The sequence below is a fragment of the Dissulfurimicrobium sp. genome, assembly GCF_049968175.1.
Lineage (GTDB): Bacteria > Desulfobacterota > Dissulfuribacteria > Dissulfuribacterales > Sh68 > Dissulfurimicrobium > Dissulfurimicrobium hydrothermale.
The window spans coordinates 16,758-36,595 of sequence record NZ_JBMFRG010000014.1 but is presented as its reverse complement, the minus strand read 5'-3'; the positions used below and the strand labels follow the sequence as shown (position 1 = coordinate 36,595).

General features: G+C 50.3%; 19 protein-coding genes and 1 pseudogene. 13 read left to right on the top strand and 7 right to left on the bottom strand.

Annotation, left to right across the window (positions count from 1 at the left end; genetic code table 11):
* The 6 genes and pseudogenes from ACP5SG_RS03035 to ACP5SG_RS03010 form a co-directional block, all read left to right on the top strand.
* A pseudogene (locus ACP5SG_RS03035) lies at window positions 1-200 on the top strand (two-component system response regulator); the annotation flags it as partial.
* A gap of 202 nt (window positions 201-402) precedes the next feature.
* Window positions 403-1,716: a homoserine dehydrogenase gene (locus ACP5SG_RS03030; RefSeq protein WP_237889679.1), complete on the top strand. Its 1,314-nt coding sequence runs from the start codon at window positions 403-405 to the stop codon at window positions 1,714-1,716.
* A gap of 19 nt (window positions 1,717-1,735) precedes the next feature.
* A complete protein-coding gene (locus tag ACP5SG_RS03025) occupies window positions 1,736-3,061 on the top strand; it encodes a cofactor-independent phosphoglycerate mutase (protein ID WP_428121857.1) in 1,326 nt (441 codons plus the stop codon).
* A 13-nt stretch (window positions 3,062-3,074) separates the two neighbouring features.
* Window positions 3,075-3,527 carry an acyl-CoA thioesterase gene (locus ACP5SG_RS03020; RefSeq protein WP_237889677.1) on the top strand — a complete coding sequence of 151 codons (453 nt, stop codon included), beginning with the start codon at window positions 3,075-3,077 and terminating at the stop codon, window positions 3,525-3,527.
* Between the two features lie 42 nt (window positions 3,528-3,569).
* The gene (gene dnaG, locus ACP5SG_RS03015; protein ID WP_237889676.1) at window positions 3,570-5,345 is read left to right on the top strand and encodes a DNA primase; all 1,776 of its coding nucleotides are present in this window, start codon (window positions 3,570-3,572) and stop codon (window positions 5,343-5,345) included.
* 56 nt (window positions 5,346-5,401) lie between these two features.
* Window positions 5,402-6,892: an RNA polymerase sigma factor RpoD/SigA gene (locus ACP5SG_RS03010; RefSeq protein WP_428121851.1), complete on the top strand. Its 1,491-nt coding sequence runs from the start codon at window positions 5,402-5,404 to the stop codon at window positions 6,890-6,892.
* On the opposite strand, the gene ACP5SG_RS03005 is transcribed toward ACP5SG_RS03010, so the two are convergent.
* Window positions 6,873-8,642 (bottom strand): GspE/PulE family protein, encoded by a 1,770-nt coding sequence (locus tag ACP5SG_RS03005; RefSeq protein WP_237889674.1) that lies wholly within the window; start codon window positions 8,640-8,642, stop codon window positions 6,873-6,875. The genes ACP5SG_RS03010 and ACP5SG_RS03005 overlap by 20 nt on opposite strands.
* A gap of 96 nt (window positions 8,643-8,738) precedes the next feature.
* Here ACP5SG_RS03005 and prmA point away from each other — a divergent pair, with 96 nt between their 5' ends.
* Genes prmA through ACP5SG_RS02990 form a run of 3 tightly spaced genes read left to right on the top strand, consistent with a single transcriptional unit; the run spans window position 8,739 to window position 11,552 of the window.
* On the top strand, window positions 8,739-9,671 hold the full coding sequence (prmA, locus tag ACP5SG_RS03000) for a 50S ribosomal protein L11 methyltransferase (protein ID WP_424661657.1): 933 nt from the start codon (window positions 8,739-8,741) through the stop codon (window positions 9,669-9,671).
* Window positions 9,644-10,435, top strand: a complete 792-nt coding sequence (locus tag ACP5SG_RS02995; protein ID WP_424661658.1) for a 16S rRNA (uracil(1498)-N(3))-methyltransferase — start codon at window positions 9,644-9,646, stop codon at window positions 10,433-10,435. Before prmA ends, ACP5SG_RS02995 begins: the two co-directional genes overlap by 28 nt.
* Entirely contained in the window at window positions 10,416-11,552 is a 1,137-nt protein-coding gene (locus tag ACP5SG_RS02990; RefSeq protein WP_237889671.1) for a mannose-1-phosphate guanylyltransferase, read from the top strand. Before ACP5SG_RS02995 ends, ACP5SG_RS02990 begins: the two co-directional genes overlap by 20 nt.
* Window position 11,553: 1 nt before the next feature.
* Here the strand turns inward: ACP5SG_RS02990 and ACP5SG_RS02985 are convergent, their stop codons facing one another.
* The 6 genes from ACP5SG_RS02985 to ACP5SG_RS02960 form a co-directional block, all read right to left on the bottom strand.
* Window positions 11,554-12,837, bottom strand: a complete 1,284-nt coding sequence (locus ACP5SG_RS02985) for a dihydroorotase (protein ID WP_237889670.1) — start codon at window positions 12,835-12,837, stop codon at window positions 11,554-11,556.
* Window positions 12,838-12,844: 7 nt separating this feature from the next.
* On the bottom strand, window positions 12,845-13,774 hold the full coding sequence (locus ACP5SG_RS02980) for an aspartate carbamoyltransferase catalytic subunit (RefSeq protein ID WP_237889669.1): 930 nt from the start codon (window positions 13,772-13,774) through the stop codon (window positions 12,845-12,847).
* A 101-nt stretch (window positions 13,775-13,875) separates the two neighbouring features.
* A complete protein-coding gene (gene porB / locus ACP5SG_RS02975) occupies window positions 13,876-14,814 on the bottom strand; it encodes a pyruvate synthase subunit PorB (protein WP_428121841.1) in 939 nt (312 codons plus the stop codon).
* Window positions 14,811-15,989, bottom strand: coding sequence for a transketolase C-terminal domain-containing protein (locus ACP5SG_RS02970; RefSeq protein ID WP_424661661.1), 1,179 nt, complete (start codon window positions 15,987-15,989; stop codon window positions 14,811-14,813). The genes porB and ACP5SG_RS02970 overlap by 4 nt, the downstream gene beginning before the upstream one ends.
* 5 nt (window positions 15,990-15,994) lie before the next feature.
* Window positions 15,995-16,288, bottom strand: a complete 294-nt coding sequence (locus ACP5SG_RS02965; RefSeq protein ID WP_237889659.1) for a 4Fe-4S binding protein — start codon at window positions 16,286-16,288, stop codon at window positions 15,995-15,997.
* A 179-nt stretch (window positions 16,289-16,467) separates the two neighbouring features.
* Window positions 16,468-17,016, bottom strand: a complete 549-nt coding sequence (locus ACP5SG_RS02960) for a 2-oxoacid:acceptor oxidoreductase family protein (protein ID WP_237889657.1) — start codon at window positions 17,014-17,016, stop codon at window positions 16,468-16,470.
* 267 nt (window positions 17,017-17,283) lie between these two features.
* On the opposite strand from ACP5SG_RS02960, the gene rpmH reads away from it, so the two are divergent.
* The 4 genes from rpmH (at window position 17,284) to yidC (ending at window position 19,831) form a co-directional block, all read left to right on the top strand.
* Entirely contained in the window at window positions 17,284-17,418 is a 135-nt protein-coding gene (rpmH, locus tag ACP5SG_RS02955; protein ID WP_237889648.1) for a 50S ribosomal protein L34, read from the top strand.
* Window positions 17,411-17,845, top strand: coding sequence for a ribonuclease P protein component (gene rnpA, locus ACP5SG_RS02950; protein WP_428121834.1), 435 nt, complete (start codon window positions 17,411-17,413; stop codon window positions 17,843-17,845). Before rpmH ends, rnpA begins: the two co-directional genes overlap by 8 nt.
* Window positions 17,835-18,080 carry a membrane protein insertion efficiency factor YidD gene (gene yidD / locus ACP5SG_RS02945; RefSeq protein WP_424661663.1) on the top strand — a complete coding sequence of 82 codons (246 nt, stop codon included), beginning with the start codon at window positions 17,835-17,837 and terminating at the stop codon, window positions 18,078-18,080. The genes rnpA and yidD overlap by 11 nt, the downstream gene beginning before the upstream one ends.
* An 89-nt stretch (window positions 18,081-18,169) precedes the next feature.
* Window positions 18,170-19,831: a membrane protein insertase YidC gene (gene yidC / locus ACP5SG_RS02940; protein WP_237889637.1), complete on the top strand. Its 1,662-nt coding sequence runs from the start codon at window positions 18,170-18,172 to the stop codon at window positions 19,829-19,831.
* Window positions 19,832-19,838: the final 7 nt, after the last annotated feature.

Genomic DNA, 19,838 nt, shown 5'->3' with positions numbered 1-19,838 from the left:
GGAGCAGGCGGCCGTACAAGCCCGCATTTGACCACGAACAGGTCGTGAAGATCATCACCCGGGGGGATGGCCGTACCATGCCGGGGCACTTTGACCCCCGGATTCTGGCGGCATTTAAAAAAGCAGCCCCCAAATTCGAAGAAATATACGCGGCAAACCTGTCTTCGGATATCCTTAACCCCCATGGCGGCGTTGCATAAATCACTAAGGGCATTTATATTTTCAAACAAATCCCTAAAGGCGGCCCCTGGCAATCCCATTGCGTTCGCCCAAGTTCCGAATGCAAGGCGCCGCAATCCCTGAGGAATGGAATGAGGCGTACTTTTAGGTGCGCCGCATGGGCGAAGGATGCAGCGCAACACAGCAGATGGAGACTTTTTACGACGCCATCAAGGATATTCCATGAAACAGACCATAAATGTCGGCATCTTAGGCTTTGGAACGGTCGGAAGCGGCGCGGCCTTAATACTTCTAAACAACAGCCGCCTTTTAGAAGAGAGATCTGGGGTAAAGATCAGGCTTAAACGCATCTGTGACCGGAATATCAAGGACTTAAAGGACCTTGACGCCCCTGGCTGCGCGCTGACGGCAGATGCGGCTGACCTGATTAATGACCCTGAACTGGACATATTCGTGGAGCTGATTGGCGGGATTGAACCTGCCAGGACACTTATCCTCTCCGCCATAGACCGGGGCAAGCACGTGGTCACGGCCAACAAGGCCCTGCTTGCCACACACGGCCGCGAGATATTCGAGGCCGCAAATAGACACAAGGTAAGCGTCGGCTTCGAGGCAAGTGTGGGTGGCGGCATTCCTGTTATAAAGACCCTGAAGGAAGGTCTGGTTGCGAACAGGTTTCAGGCCGTGATGGGCATCATGAACGGCACTGCCAACTACATCCTGAGCCGCATGACGGACGAGGGCCTGGCATTCGAAGAAGTCTTGAAAGAGGCCCAGACCATTGGCTATGCCGAGGCCGATCCGGCCTATGACATAGAGGGTGTAGATACGGCGCACAAGCTCGCGATCCTCGCCACCCTGGCCTTTGGGACCAGTGTCGGCGTGGATGACATCTATATCGAGGGCATCACCGGTATCTCACCCCTCGATATAGAATTCGCAAAGGCCTTCGGCTACAACATAAAACTCCTGGCCATAGCAAGGGACAGCAGCGAAGGCCTCGAACTCAAGGTCCACCCCACCATGGTCCCACGGGACCACCTGCTCGCACAGGTAAGCGGGGCGTATAATGCCTTTTATCTTATAGGCGATGCAATTGGGAAAATAATGCTATATGGCCTTGGGGCAGGCAAGATGCCGACAGGTAGCGCAGTCATATCGGATATAGTTGATATTGCCAAATCCATCGCAAGCGGCGCAAAAAATAACGGGCTTACGGAAAGCCGGCTCCGCACACTCCAGCCTCTGAAAAGGCGTCCTATTGCTGCAACTCAAGGCAGATATTACTTCCGCTTCTCAGCTGTCGACAAACCAGGAGTACTTGCAAAGATAGCGGGCGTTTTGGGAGAATTTGGGATCAGCATAGAATCGGTGGTGCAAAAGGGCCGAAGGCGCGATTCGTCGGTCCCTATAGTCATGCTGACCCATGAGGCCATTGACGCAAAGGTGCTGGAGGCGTTAAAGATCATAGACAATCTTGATATAGTCCTGGGGAAGACGGTACTCATCAGGATCGAAGACCTTATTGCCATTTGACAACAAGGAGCCAGCTGCTGTGAACGAAACAAATGAAAGTCATTTAATAGGATATGAAGGCCAGAGAAGAGATGTCACGAACGGCGACGATGCTGGCAAGGAATACACTACAGCCAGGATGCGGCCAGCCGAAAAATACGTCATCCTAGTTGGGGATGGAATGGGCGACTATCCGCTGGAAGAACTGGGCGGCAAGACCCCTCTTGAGGTAGCACGCACACCAGCCATGGATAGACTCGCAAGACTCGGCGAACTAGGGAGGGTGCAGACCATACCCATAAACTTCCCTCCCGGCAGCGACGTGGCGAACTTGTCGCTCATGGGTTACAATCCAGCTGAGTACTACACCGGACGCGGACCTATGGAGGCGACCGCGATGGGCATAAAGATGAACCCCGAAGATGTAGCCTTCAGATGCAATCTGGTAACGCTGTCATTCAGAGAGGGTCGGGTATACATGAAGGACTACAGTGCGGGTCACATCACCACAGAGGAGTCACATGCCATCATACATGATTTGGCGGCGATAATACCAACAAGATCCTTTGCACTCTATCCAGGTGTAAGTTACCGCAATCTGCTTATGTGGAGAGGCGGGCCTGAGGGCATAGCCACGGTACCGCCGCATGACTATACCGGCAAGGATGTCACCGAGTCTTGGCATGTATATGAAGAAGAACCCCTGCTCTACAACGTACTTACCAAGGCCATCGCCTTTCTGCACCGCCATCCTGTAAATGAAAGGCGCAGGGCCGAGGGAAAGCTTCCAGCTAATTCCCTCTGGCCATGGGGTCAAGGCAGGAGACCAACCACTCCGACCATCTACGAACGATTTGGCATAAACGGCGCCGTTGTAGCCGCGGTGGACCTCATCAAGGGAGCAGGCATATGGGCGGGCATGGAGATCATAAACGTCCCTGGCGCAACCGGCTACATTGATACCAACTATGCGGGAAAGGCTGCTGCCGCGCTCAATGCCCTGAAGGAAAAAGACCTGGTCTTCCTGCACCTTGAGGCCCCGGACGAGGCGGGCCACATGGGAGATGTGCGCGAAAAGATACGCGCCATAGAGCGCTTCGACAAGGAAATAGTAGGACCTGTAATGGACGAACTCAAAGAATTCGGTCATTCATACAGGGTTATGGTGGTGACCGACCACTATACGCCAATAAAATTGAAGACGCATACTGCTGAACCTGTGCCGTTTGCAATCTTCGACAGCCTTGATCCAAAAGACAATTCAAGTGCGGCCTTCAATGAAAAGACAGCTGCGATGTCTCCCATCTTTATAAAAAAAGGGCACACGCTCCTTGAGAGGTTCATAGGTATTGAACCAATGACATAGGACAGGAGGACCCGTGAGCGCATACAGATACGAACCAATAGAGATGTGTCAGCCTGTACTCAAACTGCAGCACAGAATTATATATGCGGACACAGATGCAGGCGGGGTGGTATATTATGGCAATTATATGCGCCTCCTCGAGATGGGGCGCACTGAATTCATGAGATCAATGCTTGGCGTACCATATCAGAAACTTCAAAAAGAAGGTGTCATCTTTCCTGTAAGCGAGGTCTTTTGTCGCTATAAGACGTCGGCGGTATATGACGACCTTGTAGAGATATATACCTCTCTTTTCAACTTTACAGGGTTTACTATAAGATTCCACTATGAAATCAGGAGGACTGAAGGCGGTCGGCTGCTTGTTAGGGGCTATACGGTCCATGCGGCGGTCGATAGAGAGGGAAGACTCTGCCGCATACCTGAATCCCTGCTTACGGCCATGACCAGGCTGGAAAAGGGCGATTGATCAGAGTGCGGCCAAAGGCCTAACTCTAAGGTAAGCGATAAATTGCACATCCCACAAGACATCATAAGAAACATACTCGATACAGCCAATATAAGGCAGGTGGTCGAGGAATTTGTCCCCTTAAAAAAGACGGGCAGGAACTGGATGGGCCTCTGCCCTTTTCATGCTGACAGAGACCCCTCTTTTTCCGTCAATGAGGAAAGGGGGATATTTTATTGCTTCGGCTGCGGACAAGGTGGGGACGCAATCGGTTTTCTAATGAAGATGCAAGGCCTTAGCTTCGTCGGGGCTGTAAGGAGGCTTGCCGACCGCTATGGAATAGCCTTGCCTGAATCTGCGCCGTCGCTTTCGGAGATGAAGCTGAGACGGGAGTCGGAAGAGCTCATCATGGCGAACAGGGTGGCGGCGAGATTCTATCAAGACAACTTGGTAAGATCCAAAGACGCACTCCACGCCCTTGAATACCTTAAGAAACGTGGCATAAGCAGCGATATCGCAGCGCGCTTCGGACTTGGTTATGCAGGACCTGGCTGGAACCTCCTTCTCAATCACTTGAAATCTAATGGAATATCCCCGGAAGTCGCGGAAAAGGCGGGACTTGTCGTTCAAAGAGAAGGCGGCGGTCACTATGACCGCTTTAGAAACAGGCTGATATTCCCCATACATGACAGGAGTGGAGAGATAGTGGCCCTCGGCGGACGTACGCTTGAAAAAGACGGGGCTCCAAAATATCTGAACTCACCAGAGAGCCTGATTTACAAAAAAGGGCGGGTTCTATATGGCCTCTATCAGAACAAAGACAGCATAAGACGATCGGGCTACGGTTACGTGGTCGAGGGATACATGGATCTCCTGGCGCTAGTCCAGGCCGGGATAGACAATGCCGTAGCAACACTCGGAACCGCTCTGACCTATGACCATATAAAACAGATGAAAGGCCTTGTAAAGGACTGGACCCTTGCATTCGACGGGGATGAGGCCGGCCTGAAGGCATCGCTCAGGGCCATGCCGCTCTTTTATGGGGCCGACATAAGACCAAAGGTATTGTCCATGCCAGCCGAGGATGATCCAGACACATTTGTCCGCAGGGAAGGCAAAAATGGATGGATCAAGGCCGCGCAAAGTTCACCTGCCGGGATTGATTTCGTAATGGCGCATGGGATCAGGAGCTACGGTACGGATCCGGAGGGCAAGGCCAGGCTGATCGATGATCTCATCTCCATACTGAAACCTATTGAAGACCCTGTAAAAAAATCCCTGCTCGCCGGCTATATCGCGCAAAAGATGGCGGTAAGGGAAGAGGCGCTCTGGAAACGCCTGGCCTCTGAAGACCAGGCATACGCGAATAAAGATCGGGCACACCATAACCTGTTGATCGGCAGGGATCTCGTGCCACATCAGCGCCCAGACGGCCGGAATCTGAATAAGGCAGATGCCAAACTGATTGGCTTCCTCATCGAACACCCTCAATACATCGATCATTTCATTGATTCCGGTATGGAGTTGTGGATAAAAGAACAGCGCCTTAAAGACCTATGGCTCTCCATGCTCCAGCAAAACAACGCTACCGGCGGCCTCGACTTTCATGGATTGATGGAAATGCTTGAACCGGTTCCAGAGCTCAAGGTGGTCGCCGTTGAAGTCTCGAAATGCTCACCGCCATGCCAAGACGCTGAAGAAATGGCAAAAAAACTCAAAAAATATTGTGAAAACCGCAAGATCAAGGCCTTAAGACAGTTAATAATCAATGAGATAGAAAATTCCGATAACGAGGAGGAGAGACAAAAACTGCTGGAAAAGATGCAACGGCTCAGATGATTCTTCAAAATGCTTCGACAATTGGACTGCTTAACCTGCACTTGGGAGGGCAATAAATGAAAAGAGACAATGTAGCCGGCTGTATGGTCATATCAAAGGAGGCGCAGAATGAATTCGACAGCGCACCGATCGAAATCTTTGAAGATCCTGAATCGGTTGTCGCACCAGGAGAAGAATGCATATCAATAACGGATATACCCGCGGTCCAGGCGCCCAAGGCGCCGGATGTCGACCCATTGAAAATATATCTGAAGGAAATAAAGGACAGCAAGCCCTTTGATCGCGAAGAGGAAATAGCAGTCTCCAGGGCCATAGAAGAAGGCGAAGCGCTCATGATGAAGACGGCCTTCAGTATCCTACCTATAGCGGAAGCCGTCTTAAAAGAAATATCGGCCTCATCCAAGACAAAATCTTGCAGACCAACAGATATACAGCAAGACCAAAATCAGTGCGATGCAGACGAAAAGATAACTGGCAATACCCTCAATAAAAAACATATCTGGGAAATCGCCAGGAAAATCAAGCCTATACTTGAAGAAAACCGAGATCTAGTCGGCCTCCTGCGCAACCGCGAAACGGCCGAAGACGATGAAGAAGTAAAGGCGATCAGGCTCAAGCTATTTAAAAATAGCGAGGCAATAGCAGGCCTATTCGAAGGCGTCAGGGTTGAAAAGGCCTTGCTGAATGTAACCTCCAGGATATTCAAAGAAGAACGGGACAGGCTAAACTGCATCACGGACAAGACGCTCTTTGAAGAAAGCGGACTTACTAGGGCCGAATTCGACCGGATTTCGTTTCTGCATCAAAAGGGCTGTACAGAGGCCTCCACGGCAAAAGACAAGCTCATACAAGCCAACCTTAGATTGGTTGTAAGCATAGCAAAAAAATACTCACACCATGGACTCCAGCTTGCCGACCTCATTCAGGAAGGCAACATCGGCCTAATAAAGGCGGTTGAAAAGTTTGAATACAAAAGGGGTTACAAATTCAGCACCTATGCCATCTGGTGGATAAGACAGGCCATCACAAGGGCTATAGCCGAACAATCGCGGACTATCAGAGTGCCGGTCCACATGGTTGAAACTATGAACAGGGTCATACGCAAGATAAACGATCTCTTCCAGGAAAAGGGTGGGGAACCGACCATTGAAGACGTAGCCAGGCATACCGGTCTTTCAGAGGCGAAGGTAGAGATGATATTTAAAATGACCAGAGACCCTATTTCACTTGAGACACCGGTTGGGGCGGGCGACGAGAGTCATTTGGCGGACTTCATCGAAGACCTTAACGTCCAAAGTCCTGATCGTCTTGCATTAGACCAGAGCCTTGCGGAACAGATGCGTCTGACCCTCTCCACCCTAACGCCTAAGGAGGAAAAGGTCTTGAGAATGAGATTTGGAATAGGAGAACAGAGCGATCACACGCTTGAGGAGGTAGGAAAGAGCTTTATGGTGACGAGGGAACGTATAAGACAGATCGAGGCAAAGGCCATCAGGAAACTCAAACACCCTTTGAGAAATGCGATGCTCAAGGTGTTTTTTGAATAGCAGCAACGCGCATCACCTCATCAAGAGAAGTGATGTGCCTGAGCACCTTCTGAAGGCCGTCATATTTAAGCGGCATCATACCTTCTTTAAGGGCCTGCGTCTTAAGTTCGGCATCGCCCTTGGCCGCATGTATCATCATCTTTATGGTCTTTGAGGCGGTAAACACCTCATAGATACCTATCCGACCCCAATAACCTGTATTTCGACACCTGGAACAACCCCTGCCCCTTGCTATCCGGTAGCCGTCGCATTTGAGCCCGGACCATAGGCCATGAAGCTGTACGGCCTGCACGTCATATGTCTCTTTACAGTTCATACAGATCATACGCACAAGGCGCTGGGCAACCACGCCGATGAGAGTTGACGAGATGAGGTACGGCTCTATGCCCAGATCCATCAGTCTTGTCACTGCCCCGACTGCGTCATTAGTATGAAGCGTCGAAAAGACCAGGTGTCCGGTCAACGCGGCCTGGACGGCGTATCTTGCAGTGTCGGCGTCTCTTATCTCGCCTATCATCACTATATCCGGATCCTGCCTAAGGATGTTTCGGAGGATGGATGAAAAGGTCACATCTATCTGCGGCTGAACGGCTATCTGGTTGAAATCCTCATAGACCATCTCGATAGGATCTTCAATCGTCACAATATTTACCCCAGGAGAGCTTAAATACCTCAAGGTCGAATATAGTGTAGTTGACTTACCGCTGCCTGTCGGACCTGTGATAAGGATCATTCCATGGGTATGACCGAGCCAGCCTTTGTATTCGTCAAGGTCCCTATCTGAAAGTCCGAGTTCGCCAAGCTCGCTGAAGAGTATCTCCGCGCTCTGAAGCCTCAAGACAACCTTTTCTCCAAAGGCGACTGGTACGGTCGAGACCCTGACCTCGGCATCACTACCTCTCCATGCGATCTTCATACGTCCGTCCTGAGGACGCCGTTTTTCAGCTATGTCAAGCCTTGAAAGGGCTTTAATCCTTGTGCACAGGGCCTCGTGGACCACCTTTGGCAGATGATAGACTGGATGTAGCACACCATCTATACGGAACCTGACGCATGAATCTCCCCTCTTCGGCTCTATGTGTATGTCACTAGCCCTCTGGTCGAGGGCGTACTGGAACAGGTGGTCCACCGCCTTTTGTATATATTTGTCAGAGGCGGCGGCCTCTGGCGAAGAAAGTCTCACATACTGCTCGAGATTCGATATATCAACCAAGGGGGCCTTGAGGCTGTGCTCAGCCGCCCGAATAGACTGCTTGAAATCAAAAAATTCGCTTATAATCCGTTCTATATCGCGCCTTGGCGCCACATGAAGACGCATCTTTGCCTGATGGGCCTTTTCAAGATCTTCTCTCAGCTCCTGGTCCACAGGGTCATAACATGCAATTAAAAGATCACCATCTTCCCAACAAACAGGAAGCACCAGACGTCTCTTTGCAAAAGAGGCAGGAAAGGTCTTGGTAACGACATCGAGGTCCAGCTTGAGCGGATCAAGCCGCATGAAGGGCCAACCGCGATCCGCTGCAACAAGGGCCAATATGTCAGCCTCTTCTATTACAGCTTGCTGACCATGCTGACCATGGGCCGGCATCTTTTCAATCTTGAGGGAATCCACCCACTGGACAACATCCACCGACGCTCTATGCTGTGGAAGATGGCGTTTCAAGAGCCTCATCGCGCCCTTTTCGTCTAGAAGACCGGCCTTTTTCAGAAGAGAGGTTATATAATCGAGATCAAAATATGGATGAGCCATTCAGCACCGCGCCATTTTTTTATATATTATCAGATTTCAAATTTTTAAAGATTTAATTGCTTTTAAAAACCCCTTTAAGCTTATAATATATCACCCATGAAGATAAAAAACCAAAACTGGGCCGAATTTACCATAACCATACACAGGGAACTGGCTGACGTCCTTTCGGAATATATCGTCTCCAGACTTGGAAGGGGTATCTTTGTAAAAGATACCGAAGATGCAGAGATCGTGCGTCTTGTAGCCTATCTGAGCGATGAAGACCTCGAAAGCAACGCCGCAGATGAAATAACAAGGTTTGTCTCCAGACTGAACGCCATGAACGCCGGGCTTCCCATGGGGGTTTGTAGTCAGAAAGAGATAAAAGACGAGGATTGGGGCCAGAGCTGGAAGCTCGGCTTCAAGCCCGTTCATATCGGAAAACGATTCGTCATAAGGCCAAGCTGGGAAACATATAAAGCAAGACCGGGTGAGCTCGTGATTGAGATAGACCCAGGTCAGGCGTTCGGCACAGGCACACACCAGACCACCGCAATGGTGTTAGAGGCCATGGAGACCCTGTGGGAAAAGAAAGGCTGGGATAAAAAGGGGCAAGGGGTGCAGGATGTCTTGCCCGATGTCATCGACGTAGGCACAGGCACCGGCATACTCGGCATAGGGGCAAGACTTCTTGGGGCAAAAAAAGTCCTTTGCGTGGACATAGACCCCGTAGCAGTGGAGGTGGCGCGGGAAAACATGAAAAAAAACGGGCTTGGAGACGTACTTGTAACAAACGCCAAACTTGAGAATATTAATGATAAATTCGATGTAATCCTTGCTAACCTCGACAAAAAAACGCTTATGACCCTCTCGAGCCTCTTTAAATTGCATCTTAAGACCAGCGGCGTCATAATCCTTTCAGGCATACTTGCCGAACAGAAAAACGAAATTGTAAAGACGTTTGAGGCAGAAGGCCTCGCGGTCGAGATGGTCATGACAGACTTGAAAGAGGCTGAGTGGGTATGTATCGGCCTATCAAACAGGACATGAAACCGCCGCATTTCGCTGTAAAAGGCGTATTGCCACTCCTGATTGGTGAACGCGTGGCCTTGACGGGCAAGGAGGCTCATCATATGAAGGATGTCCTGCGCCTGGGGCCAGGAGACCTTGTCAATCTCATTGACGCCGCCGGATACAAGGCGATGGCCAGAATCATGACCATTGACACAGAATCGGTTGTGCTGGAGGTGCTAGAGGATGCAACATTCAAAGATGACCGCCTGCCAATAGAGCTGATTGCATCTATAATAAAATCGGACAAGATGGATTGGTTGATCCAGAAGGCCACTGAGCTTGGGGTCACTGCAATAAGGCCGGTTCTTACCGCCCACACAGTAGTCAGGCTGGGTGTCGGACGGAGGGAACAAAAGGTCGCCAGGTGGCACGAGATAGCCATCCAGACCCTGAAACAGTGCAAAAGCCTAATGCCACCGAAGATACACGCAATAACCCATCTTGAAGACACTCTCATTGAAGTCTGCAGGGCATCCGATCCGAAGGCACTCATCCTCCTAGACGAGAAATATAAAGATAAAGGCCTGATAGAGGTTTGGAACGAATTGAACAAACCGACTAAAGTTGTTATCCTCACGGGGCCTGAAGGCGGACTCTCAGACAAAGAAACTGACATGTGCAAAAAGGCCGGCTTTGTGCAGGCATCCCTCGGCTCAAGAATACTAAAGGCTGAAACCGCCGCTGTGGCCGCGATCTCCATACTCGGCGCGCTGATACTACATGACACAACAAGACGCTAACAGATATCATGCCATCATCCTCGCCGGCGGACTCGGTACAAGACTATGGCCCAGGAGCAGGACCTCTAAACCCAAACAACTCCAATGCATCGAATCGAGTACCGAGACACTGCTCCAACAGACCGCCGCAAGACTTGTCCCTATCTTCTCATGGGACAGGATATGGGTGATAACAAAACCAGGGTATAAAAAAGAGGTCTCCAGACAGCTCCCCGGACTGGATAAGGGGCATATATTGATCGAACCGACACCAAAAGGTACGGCTGCCGCGATCTCATGGGCGACCGCCAGGATAGAGCTCTTGTTCAAAGACCCGGTGATAGGTATATTTCCGAGCGACCATCTGATCAACAGCGATAGTCGTTTTAAAAGCTATGTCCTTTCAGCCCTTGAATGGGTTGAGAATAACCGCGGCATAGCATTGCTGGGCATCAAACCCCTGAGACCCGAAACTGCCTATGGCTATATAGAAAGCGGGGAGACTCTGGACCGTATCAGGGGCAATGAGTGCAAAAGGGTGCGATCCTTTCATGAAAAACCAAACGAGGCCGCGGCAAGGGAATATATCCTGAACGGCAGGACTTTTTGGAACAGCGGCATATTTTTCTTTAGGACCGAGATACTCTTTGATGCCTTAAAGGCCGTAACACCCGAGATATGGCAACATTATGGGACAAGGCGCGCAAGACGCCCCCGCTACAACCTGATGCCTGACGAATGTATAGACAGGCTGCTCATAGAGAGGCTTGCGCCGCCATGCAGTACCGGAAAAAACGAGGCCGGACACGGCGCCCTTCACTCAGACTGCAATGAAATCACGCTTGCGGTCTTTCCAGCCGACCTCGACTGGCACGACATAGGCATCTGGGAGACCTTTTACTCCATCCTTGAAAAGGATGCAGCTGCAAACGCATCAAGCGGCCTTACTGTAACCCTCGACTGCTCAGATTGTCTAATTGTCTCAGGTAAGGGCGTACTGACCGCCGCTCTCGGGATCAAAGGGCTTGCGATCGTAGCGGACGGCGATGCAGTCCTTGTGTGCCCAAGAGAGAGGCTTGGCGAGGTCAAAAACCTAGTCGAAGAGATCAGAAAAAGGGGATTAAAAAAATACCTTTAGATTACCACAAAAGATTATGTACGATCTTGCCGCATGAGACGGTCAGAACCGCCCTGCCTTTGAGCGTCTTGCCGAGAAACGGGGTATTCAAGCTGCGGGACCTCAGGTTTTCCCTGTTTACAACAAACATGGCCTCCGGGTCTATGACGCATAGATCGGCCGCCCCACCAGGTTTAATACGGCCGCCCTGAATACCGAGTATCTTCCGTGGATTAAGGGACATACGCCTTATCAATTCAAGAGGGGTCAAGACCCCGGCCCTTACGAGCTCAAGCGCGAGCGGCAGTGCGGTCTCGAGACCTATCATCCCGTTCGCCGCCGTCTCAAACTCCTTTTCCTTTTCAAGGATGCTGTGTGGGGCGTGATCAGTCGCTATCACATCTATCGTACCGTCTCTTAATCCATCGATTACCGCAAGCCTGTCCTCCTCGGTCCTCAAGGGCGGATTCACCTTGGCATTGACGTCATAACCCAAGACAGCCTCTTCGGTAAGACTGAAATAGTGCGGAGCAGTCTCTGCGGTAACCTTCACACCCATCGCCTTTGCCTGTCTTATGATCTGGACTGCGCCAATTGTGCTCACATGGGCTATGTGAAGCCTGGCGCCTGTAAATTCGGCAAGACACACGTCCCTGAAAACAGCTATATCTTCAGCCGCACTCGGTATGCCCTTAAGTCCCAAGATGGTCGAGATCCTACCTTCATTCAAGACCCCCCCGCTCGAAAGTGCCAATTCCTCTGCATGAGAAATGATGAGCGCCCCCAAACCCTTCGCATATTCGAGGGCTAGGCGCATCATACCTGGGTCCGAGACTGGGTAGCCGTCGTCCGAAAAGGCTACGGCGCCAGCCCCCATAAGATCGGCAAATTCGGAAAGCTCTTTACCCTTAAGCCCCTTTGTTATAGATGCAACAGGGTACACAGAGGCATATCCGGCGCTTATAGCCCGTTCGATAACAAACCTCGTGACAGCAGATGTATCATTTACCGGATTTGTATTCGGCATAGAGGCGACAGCCGTAAAGCCACCTGCCACAGCGGCCAACGTCCCGGTCTCGATGGTCTCTTTATATTCCTCACCAGGCTCTCTTAGATGGACATGCATGTCCATCAGCCCTGGGGCCGCCCACATGCCACTACAGTCCACCATACGAACGTCGTCAGGCGGAGAAATTTCATCCCCGATCGCAGCTATACGGCCATCCATGATAAGGATATCTCCAGTGACATCCAGCCTCGTTTCAGGGTCTAATATCCTGAGGTTCTGCAAAAATATTGGCCTCATTGCAACCTCAAACCGTTTCAGGGAGTATAAGCGACAAAATGGCCATCCTGACCGCTACGCCGTTTGTCACCTGATCAAGGATGACCGAAAACGGCCCATCCTGCACCTGGGGCGCTATCTCCACACCGCGGTTTACCGGGCCTGGGTGCATGACTATCGCTCCAGGCCTGGCAAGTTTAAGCCTCTCTGACGTAAGGCCATAGACTGATGCATACTCCCTGACGCCTGGTATTAAAGATCTTCCCTGCCGCTCTTTTTGGATACGAAGCGCCATAACCACATCAGCCTCTTTAATGGCATCCTCAGGCCTTAAAACTACGGTCGCCCCCAATGCCTCGACCTGAGAGGGAAACATGGTGGCAGGGCCTGACACAAATACATCCGCTCCCATCTTGGCAAAGGCCCTGATATCCGAATGGGCTACGCGGCTGTGCGCGATATCGCCTATAATGGCTACTTTAAGACCTGAAAGCCTGCCAAGATGCCTTTTCACGGTAAAAAGATCGAGAAGGGCCTGGGTTGGATGTTCGTTCATACCGTCTCCAGCGTTTATTACCGCCGCCCTCTCCATATATCTCGCCATCAAATGAGAAGCGCCCGAACAAGGGTGTCTGAGCACGACGACATCAGGTCTCATGGCCTCTATGTTTTTAGCCGTATCTATCAGGGTTTCGCCCTTCACGACACTGCTCGCCGCAGCCGAAACGCTGACCGTATCGGCGCTTAGACGTTTTGCTGCAAGCTCAAAAGAGAGCCTCGTCCGGGTAGAAGGTTCAAAAAACAGATTGACAATGGTGCGACCCCTTAAGGGGGGCGCTTTTTTTATGGGTCTTGTCAATATCTGGCTTAATGAATCAGCCGTATCAAGTATAAGCTCTATATCTTTTTGGCCCAAGTCGGAGATGCTCAGTATGTGTCTTGACGAGAGGCGATTCATCCTAAAAAAAGGCCTCCTTTTTGAGATGAAGGAGGCCTTTTTTTGCCAACAGGTCTTACGGCTGGAACAGGTTGTGATTGCATTTATTTATTAAAACTAAATTAACTCATTTCAGCCAATTTTACTATCTTTTCATACTCTGTATCTACTCTGTTTTGAATATAAGAAATCTGCTCATCTGTCAAGTGACGGAAACGGCGCTGCCCTTTCAAATAATCGCTTACCGGCTTGGGCTTCGTGATCTTGCGACTTATAATATAGCGACCTTCTATAACCTCATAGAGCGGAAAGACCTTTGTTTCAACTGCAAGACGTGCATATTCCACTGATTTGTCCCCTGCGGAACCCCATCCAGTCGGACATGGGGAATAGATATGGACGTATGCCGGCCCTTTCACCAACGCCGCCTTTTTGACCTTGTTCATGAGATCAAGATAATAGGCCGGTGATGCCGTGGCCACATAAGGGATACCGTGGGCCGCCATGATGGCAGGGATATTCTTTTTCCACGTCACCTGTCCAAAACTCTCCTTGCCTGGAGGGCTCGTGGTTGTCATGGCCCCATAGGGTGTACAGCCGGAACGCTGGATGCCTGTATTCATATATGCCTCGTTGTCCAGGCAGACATAGAGGAGGTCATGTCCGCGCTCAAAGGCCCCGGATATACACTGAAGTCCGATATCACCAGTCGCACCATCTCCGCCTACGACCAATATGTCAATATGCCTCTTTGGGATCCTGCCCTTGCGCATTAAGGCCTTCCTGCCAGCCTCGACCCCGGAGGCCACGGCCGCCGCATTTTCGAATGCGACATGTATCCACGGCACATTCCAGGCCGTCTGGGGAAACGGCGTGGTAATGATCTCCATGCAGCCGGTGGCATTGCATACGATAACCTCGCGCCCAAGGGCCTTCATCACCATCCTCAAGGCCAAGACCTCTCCGCATCCTTGACATGCCCTATGGCCCGAGGCCAACGGCTCGTCTTTTGGAAGATTTTTTGCCGAGAAACCCTTAAATTTTTCAAATTCAGGTATCATTGTTCGCGCACCCCTATAACTTCATAATTTTCAACAGGACGTCTCTTTGCATATGTCCTGGCCTTCTCAACGATCTCTTTAAAGCGGTCAACTGTCACATCGCGGCCGCCTAGACCGGCCACGAAGCTGAATATCTTCGGTGCCCCTGGCACCTTATAGAATAGACTTCTGAGTTCGGCGCCTACGGGACCACATACCGCACCAGGTGGCAGGCATCTGTCTATTACTGCAAGCACCCCGGCCTTACCAATCGCCTTTTTAAATTCAGGACCAGGAAACGGTCTCCAGAGGCGTATCCTGACAAGACCCACCTTCTGGCCTGCATCCCGCATGGCGTCGACAGCGGTCATGGCCGTCTCAGAGATGCTGCCCATAGTAACCAGGATGACCTCTGCATCTTCACTGCGGTATGTCTCGACAGGATTATACTGACGGCCAAAGAGGTTGGCAAACTCCTTCCATGCCTGGACAATCACCCTTTTCGACGCCTTTAGCGCCTCGTTGTGCGCCACCTTCGCCTCTGTGTAGACCTCTGGCACGCCCACAGGCCCTATAGATATAGGCTTTTTGGTGTCCAAACGGAAACGCGGCTTAAAGGGCGGCAGGAACCTGCCAACCTCTTCTTTGCTCAATATCTCGATCGGTTCTATGACATGACTCAGGGTAAAACCGTCAATATTGACGATCATGGGGAGTGAAACCCTACGGTCTTCTGCAACCCTGAAGGCATGAAGCGTAAGATCAAAGGCATCCTGCCCGTTTTCCGCAAATGTCTGTATCCAGCCTATATCCCTCTGAACCATTATGTCCTGATGGTCGTTCCATATACTGATCGGTGCAGCCAGCGCCCTGTTCGCCACCACCATGACTATGGGAAGCCTCATGGGGCCAGGGTGATAAAGTATCTCGCTCATAAGCGAAAGACCCTGAGAGCTCGAAGACGTAAATGTCCTCGCCCCTGCTGCTGAGGAGCCGCAGCAACAGCTCATAGCTGTATGTTCTGATTCCACAGGTATGAATTCAGCGTCAAGCTCGCCGTTTGCGACAAATTCCGACAGATGCTCCACAATATGCGTCTGGGGCGTAATAGGATACGCAGGCACGACATCCACATCAGCCAGCCTGACTGCCTCTGCTACCGCTATCGAAACCTCTATCCCTACTCGTTTAGCCATTTTATCTACTCCTCCTCAGGCGACATTGTTATGGCATCCTTGGGGCACTCATTGGCGCAGATACCACAGCCCTTGCAGTATTCCATATCAGCCTCGAAATAACCCTCAGGGGTCTGACGATATGCCATATCCGGACAAAATATCCAGCACATACCACACTTTATGCACTTTTCTCTATCTGTTGAAGGACGCTGAGACCTCCAGTCCCCGGTCCTGAACCTGGCTGAATTGCCCGGTTCCAACACATGACACCCAAACGGTAATGTCTTCCATCCAACAATGGCGTCTAATATTGCCATATCAAAACTCCTTCATACTTTATTCTCTCGGCCATGGCCATCTCAAGCCATAAAAAACCAACCCTCAACCATTGTCATTTGTCATCCCCGCACTGAAAGTTCATCTATCCTTTCTCATAATTGGGAGGGAATTAAGGCAAGGTAAGAGGAAATCGTTGAAAATTGCCCTGACAGCAGCATCAACCAGCAACCACCGTCTCTTCGTACGCCCTACGCATAGCGGCCTTGTTCTTCTCGGCCAATCTACCGAAGCGCCTGTCAAGGGCGTCGCTCAAGGCATCCATGCCCACTATTCCGGTGGCCTTCAAAAGGGCGCCAAGCATAGTGGTATTTGTAATGGGCATGCCTATAACCTCTCTCGCTATTGTGTTGGCATCGACCATCGCGAGCCTGCCCCTGATTCCGAATTTCTCTCTCACCTCGGCCTCTTTAAGATGGGTATTCAAGATCACAATCCCACCTTCGCGCAGACCGTCTTCGACCTTGACAAGACTTGGGAGAGACGAATCAAGCACAACCACTATATCCGGATTGTAGACCTTTTCCCTGGTCCTAATCTGGCTATCGCTGACCCTTATGAAGGCCGTAACAGGGGCACCCCTACGCTCAGGTCCGAAACTCGGGAAGGCCTGCGCGTATTTACCCTCGTCTATAGCCGCTATCGCAACAAGCTCAGCGGACGTAACGCCACCCTGACCGCCGCGACCATGAAGTCTTACCTCTTTCATCGAAAGATCTCCTGTGTAAATTTAGACTTGATCTCTGTGTTAACATGTTGTTTTTTGCTTTGTCAAGCGGTTCTAAACCGCCAAATCAACCCTTTACACATATTCACGATGTGGGTATGTCGCACAAAATTTAATGCTTTCCTTGACATATCATGTTTATCTGGTTATCAATTTAAACCTTACACAATCATATCGTGATCATAAATATATGATCGAAATTTTTCTAAATTTTTCTAAAAAATTCTAAATTTTCAAGGGGTTATCTCAATGAAAATGACATTCCAACCAAGTGTGCTAAAGAGAAAAAGGACGCATGGATTCAGAAAACGCATGAGCACAAAAGGCGGACGCCTTGTGCTTAAAAGCCGCAGGGCAAAAGGCAGATACCGTCTCTGTGTATAGCGTATATCCTCCTTTGCTTGGTGAAAAAAACATCCGAATCAAGCAGGCTGGTCTGCTGAGGTCTGAGCGGTTATGCGGCAAAGGGGCCTTTGGACCGATATTCAAGGCACGGAGGCGAGTAAGGCTTCCTTGTCTGACAGTGGTATATGCCCCAAACGGTCTGTCTTACCGAAGGATGGGTATAAGCATAGGTAAGAACTATGGTAACGCCAACGCCGTTGAAAGGAACAGGGTCAAGAGATTAGTTAGAGAACTCTTCCGAAGGAACAAAGACATCTTTCCGGTAGGATGCGATGTAGTTTTCATACCGCACGTCGGATTTTTGAATATCGAGATCAACACCTATTGCAGGATGTTTGAAGATCTATTCAAAGACATCAGTAGCACACACCGTAAGACGGACGATAAAGATAAAAATGAGATCTAAAATAGCGACAATAACAGGCAAGACGATTGGATGTGCGATCATATTTACGATCCGCATTTACCGCATATTGTTTTCCTCGATCCTTCCGAGAAGCTGCCGCTTCTTTCCAAGCTGTTCAATTTATGGAGAAGAGGCGATAAGACGGCATGGACCGCTCATAGGGTCCGCCATGCTCGCCAAGAGGCTCATACGCTGCCATCCTTGGCACCCTGGAGGATACGACCCAGTCCCTTGACACCATCACCATGGCGGATCCTTCATCCAGACCATATTCCATTTGTCATGAAAGGCTTTAAAATCTTTTAAAGGCTCAGGAAAATAGACATGGAATTCCGTTCACTCTTAGCGATAATCTTATCAATGCTCGTATTGATAGGCTTTCAGTATCTCTCAGGCAATCTGCCGGGCCATCCTGTCGAACAGGCCCCAAACCGATCCGGCATGCCTCCAACTGCTCAGACAAAAAATGCTGGCTCACTGGAAGGACAGACGGCGCAAATGCAGAGACCGAACGGCACGGCCATCCAACAACCACCGGCCGGCCTCATTCCCAAGGTGTCTCAGAGGATAGCAAGGGACATCACTGTCGAGACAGATCTCTATCGGATGGTATTTTCAGAACGAGGCGCCGTCCTTAAAGAATGCCTCCTGAAACGCTATTCTACAAATATGAAGCCGGATTCGCCGCCCGTGAACCTTATAAACACGTCGCAACCCGACCTTCCTTTGGGTATCGAGCTTGGAACGTCACCGCCCGTCGATCTTTTGGATCAGACGTTCGATGCCGACAAACCTGGGCTCGTCTTGACCGACTCCAAAAAGGAGGGGAGCTTGAGCTTCTCGTACAGACTGCCTAATGGATCTTCTGTTTTAAAAACCTATACATTCCACCAGGGGAGCTACTGGGTAGACCTCTCCATAGAGGTCAAAGGACGACCTGGTGCGCCCGTGACCATATTTATGTACAACAGGCCCTTTTCCAAGGAGACAAGTTATGTATTCTCAGGGCCTGCCTACTATGCAAAAGACGCCTTGACAGAGGTAAAACTCAGCAAGCCAGGGGAAAAATCGAATCATTCAGGGCCAATAGACTGGATCGGCTATGAAGATAACTACTTTTTGGCTGCCATAATACCGCTGGACCAATACGGCGGTGCTAATGCCACTTTTGAAAAAAAAGATGCATCCGGACTTACGGCCATCAGCCTTACATTACCCCTCAAGTCAGACGAGGCGGGAGATTCTGTAAGGCTTGGGCTTTATTACGGGCCGAAAGAGATAGAGACATTGAAGGCACTAGACCACCATCTGGCCGATTCGATAGATTTCGGCTGGTTTACACCTATTGCAAAACCCCTTCTGTATCTTCTCAACTTTCTCTACAGTTATTTTCATAACTACGGCATTGCCATCATAATCATCACACTGCTGATAAAGATCGCCTTCTGGCCACTTGCGCACAAGAGCGCCAAGTCTATGAAGACCATGCAAAAGCTGCAGCCGAAGCTCGCCAAGTTGAAAGAAAAATATGCAAACGACAAAGAGGCCCTGAACAGAGAACTTATGCAGCTCTATAAAACATACAAAGTCAATCCTATGAGCGGGTGCCTGCCCATGTTACTGCAGATACCGGTATTTTTCGCCCTTTACAAGGTGCTTCTACAGGCAATCGAACTCAGACACGCCCCATTCGCCTTATGGATAAAAGATCTGTCCGCGCCTGACCGTCTAATGATACCAGGGGTCGTCATACCTATCCTTGGCGGCATCCCGGTCCTTACGCTCTTCATGGGCGCCTCAATGTATCTGCAACAGAAGATGACACCCAGTTCTCTTGACCCCACCCAGGCCAAGATGATGCAAATCCTGCCGGTGGTCTTCACATTCATGTTTATAAATTTTCCATCCGGTCTCGTACTCTACTGGCTTGTAAACAACCTGTTTTCCATAGTGCAGCAATACTATATAAATAAATTCACTGAGTAAACCCGGA

Excerpts from the sequence above, each read along its gene's own strand:
- prmA (WP_424661657.1), top strand. The coding sequence starts at position 8,739 with ATGAAGATAAAAAACCAAAACTGGGCCGAATTTACCATAACCATACAC.
- ACP5SG_RS02960 (WP_237889657.1), bottom strand. The coding sequence starts at position 17,016 with ATGAAAGAGGTAAGACTTCATGGTCGCGGCGGTCAGGGTGGCGTTACG.
- ACP5SG_RS02995 (WP_424661658.1), top strand. The coding sequence starts at position 9,644 with ATGTATCGGCCTATCAAACAGGACATGAAACCGCCGCATTTCGCTGTA.
- ACP5SG_RS03005 (WP_237889674.1), bottom strand. The coding sequence starts at position 8,642 with ATGGCTCATCCATATTTTGATCTCGATTATATAACCTCTCTTCTGAAA.
- ACP5SG_RS02990 (WP_237889671.1), top strand. The coding sequence starts at position 10,416 with ATGACACAACAAGACGCTAACAGATATCATGCCATCATCCTCGCCGGC.
- ACP5SG_RS03010 (WP_428121851.1), top strand. The coding sequence starts at position 5,402 with ATGAAAAGAGACAATGTAGCCGGCTGTATGGTCATATCAAAGGAGGCG.
- porB (WP_428121841.1), bottom strand. The coding sequence starts at position 14,814 with ATGATACCTGAATTTGAAAAATTTAAGGGTTTCTCGGCAAAAAATCTT.
- yidC (WP_237889637.1), top strand. The coding sequence starts at position 18,170 with ATGGAATTCCGTTCACTCTTAGCGATAATCTTATCAATGCTCGTATTG.
- yidD (WP_424661663.1), top strand. The coding sequence starts at position 17,835 with ATGAGATCTAAAATAGCGACAATAACAGGCAAGACGATTGGATGTGCG.
- ACP5SG_RS02980 (WP_237889669.1), bottom strand. The coding sequence starts at position 13,774 with ATGAATCGCCTCTCGTCAAGACACATACTGAGCATCTCCGACTTGGGC.
- ACP5SG_RS02985 (WP_237889670.1), bottom strand. The coding sequence starts at position 12,837 with ATGAGGCCAATATTTTTGCAGAACCTCAGGATATTAGACCCTGAAACG.
- ACP5SG_RS03030 (WP_237889679.1), top strand. The coding sequence starts at position 403 with ATGAAACAGACCATAAATGTCGGCATCTTAGGCTTTGGAACGGTCGGA.
- ACP5SG_RS02965 (WP_237889659.1), bottom strand. The coding sequence starts at position 16,288 with ATGGCAATATTAGACGCCATTGTTGGATGGAAGACATTACCGTTTGGG.
- ACP5SG_RS02970 (WP_424661661.1), bottom strand. The coding sequence starts at position 15,989 with ATGGCTAAACGAGTAGGGATAGAGGTTTCGATAGCGGTAGCAGAGGCA.
- rpmH (WP_237889648.1), top strand. The coding sequence starts at position 17,284 with ATGAAAATGACATTCCAACCAAGTGTGCTAAAGAGAAAAAGGACGCAT.